General features: G+C 72.6%; 3 protein-coding genes. 1 reads left to right on the top strand and 2 read right to left on the bottom strand.

The window, feature by feature from the left end; translation table 11 throughout:
- A partial coding sequence (locus L0H79_RS21970; RefSeq protein WP_301486901.1) for an isopenicillin N synthase family oxygenase occupies positions 1-1,002 on the bottom strand: 1,002 nt, incomplete at its 3' end.
- Between the two features lie 223 nt (positions 1,003-1,225).
- On the opposite strand from L0H79_RS21970, the gene L0H79_RS21975 reads away from it, so the two are divergent.
- Positions 1,226-1,651 carry an acyl-CoA thioesterase domain-containing protein gene (locus L0H79_RS21975; RefSeq protein ID WP_301486902.1) on the top strand — a complete coding sequence of 142 codons (426 nt, stop codon included), beginning with the start codon at positions 1,226-1,228 and terminating at the stop codon, positions 1,649-1,651.
- Positions 1,652-1,673: 22 nt separating this feature from the next.
- Here the strand turns inward: L0H79_RS21975 and L0H79_RS21980 are convergent.
- Positions 1,674-2,270, bottom strand: a 597-nt coding sequence (locus tag L0H79_RS21980) for an amidohydrolase family protein (RefSeq protein WP_301486903.1), incomplete at its 5' end; no start/stop codon positions are given.

Raw genomic sequence — 2,270 nt, forward strand, 5'->3', positions numbered from 1 at the left:
GGCCGCGCGAACGAGATCCGGATGGTGGATCGCGGCGACGTCGGGGTGGGCGCGGAGGCGGGCCTTGAGGAGGTTGTCGCCGAACGTGCCGGAGATGACGTTGTCGGGGTCCTGCGTCACCCCGCGCGCCTCGGCCTTCAGCCCGGGCGGGAGCTCGATGGGCGGGACCGTCGAGTCGAGGGCCGGGTTGAGGAAGAACGGGATCGACATCCGGGTCCCACCCTCTGGCGGAGAGACGACCCGGTGCGCAGTCGCACGCAGGTAGCCGTCCGTCGCGAACTCGAGGAGCTCGCCGATGTTGACGACGAAGGCGCCCGGCACGTCGGGCACGTCGATCCAGCCGTCGCCGTGGGCGACCTGGAGCCCGGGCTTGCCCGGCTCGACGAGGAGCAGGGTGAGCACGCCCGGGTCGTTGTGCGCCCCGACGCCCTGTCGATCACCATCGGTGCCTCGGCCCGGGTACTTCACCAGCTTGACGAGCGTCGACGGCCGGTCCCCGAACGCCGCGTCGAAGTGCTCCCGCGACGCACCGAGGCTCTCGGCCCAGGCGCCCATGAGCCGCATCCCGAGACGCGTGCAGCGGTCGGTCCAGTCCGTGAAGACCTCCCGCAGCTCCGGCAGCGCGCACGGCCAGAGGTTGGGGCCCTCGAGACGCAGGTAGGCCGGGCCCTGCCCGGCCGGGACGACCTCGCGCTCGCTGCCCACGTCGATCTGCTCACGCCAGTCGACCTTGCCCTGGGTCAGCTCGCCCCCGGTGCGGGTCCAGCCCCGGAACTGCGGCGAACGGGTCATCTCCACCGCGCGCTTGTCCGCCTCGGGGAGGTCGAAGAAGGCGGCGGCGGTGGCGAAGGCACGGGCCATGACGGCAACGGGTATGCCGTGCCCGACGAGGTGGAAGAAGCCGACCTCGTGCGTGGCCCGGCGCAGGTCGTCGCGGAAGGAGTCGGCCGCCGCAGGTCCGGCATCGAGCCGGGACAGGTCGAGAACGGGCAGGGTGTCCATGTCCCCGACGATAGCCAGCGCCGGACCGGGGAGTCACTTCGACCGCGCGCCCGCTCTCCGGTGACCGGCCCTGGCGCGCTCCGGAAGATCAGCCGAGCGGGTCCGCGCTGGCGCGGGCAGCGGCCCAGCGGCATACGGAATGACGCGTATGGCGCTCAGCCCGGAAAGGGCGCAGCTCCCCGAGCATCTCGTTGAGCGCCTCGGTGCTGGACGGGTGGTCCGGATGCCGTCGAGCAGCGCGTCCGCCGTGGCGCCCGCGCGGATGGCGAGGGTCCACGAGGATGACGATCTCGTGCGAGTCGACGCGGACCTCCTTCGGCCCGGTGAAGCGTGCGGGCCGGGCAGCGTCTGGGCACGGGTCCGCATCCCACTGGTCGAGGGCGAGGAAACCTCGCCGATCCCGCGGCTGGCGATCGTCGTCGACTCCACCAACGGCATCTCCGGGGAGCTGCCGATTGCGGACTGGCTCTTCGTGCCACCGACGATGTCGCTGACGATCCTCCGGCCACCGGTCGGGCCCTGGATCCACCTTGCCGCCGAGACGCACCTGTCCGGGATCGGCACCGTAGCCGCCCAAGGACGGGTGTCGGACCTCGACGGCCCGGTCGCGTTCGTCAGCCGGCCGCTTCCGGTCGCACCCAGACGCTGAATGGTTCCGGGTTTCACCTCACTCAGAGGAAGTAGAGGCGGGACAGAGGCACGCTCTGGGCGGGCTCGCACCATACGGGCTCGCCGTCCAGCCGCGTGGTGCCGTCGGGTGCGACCTGGACGTCCGCGACGGGACGGGTGCGGTTCATCGCCTCGAGGGTCAGCCCGCGGGTGTCGCGGACGGCGACCCGGCGCCGACGGGTCGGCAGGGTGTCCGATCCGACGTCGAGGGTCGAGCCGGCCACGAAGGCCACCGCGAGCTCGGCCGGTGCCGCGCCATGTGCGCCGAACTGCGGGCCGAGCACGAGCGGCTGCGCCCGGGAGATCGCCGCGTTCGGGTCGCCGGTGACGCCCCAGGCCGGGAAGCCGGCCTTCAGGACCAGCTGCGGGCTCGCCCCGAACCAGGCCGGCTGCCACAGCACGAGGTCGGCCAGCTTGCCCACCTCGAGGCTGCCGACCTCGTGCGAGAGGCCGTGCGCCACGGCCGGGTTGATCGTCAGCTTGGCGAGATAGCGCAGCACCCGCTCGTTGTCGTGCCCCGCGTCCGCGCCGTCGTGCCCCGCGTCCGTACCCCGGACCTGCTTCATCAGCCCGGCCAGTGCGAACGTGCGCCGCACCGT

The sequence above is a fragment of the Intrasporangium sp. genome, assembly GCF_030452765.1.
Classification (GTDB): Bacteria; Actinomycetota; Actinomycetes; order Actinomycetales; family Dermatophilaceae; genus Intrasporangium_A.

Excerpts from the sequence above, each read along its gene's own strand:
- L0H79_RS21975 (WP_301486902.1), top strand. The coding sequence starts at position 1,226 with ATGCCGTCGAGCAGCGCGTCCGCCGTGGCGCCCGCGCGGATGGCGAGG.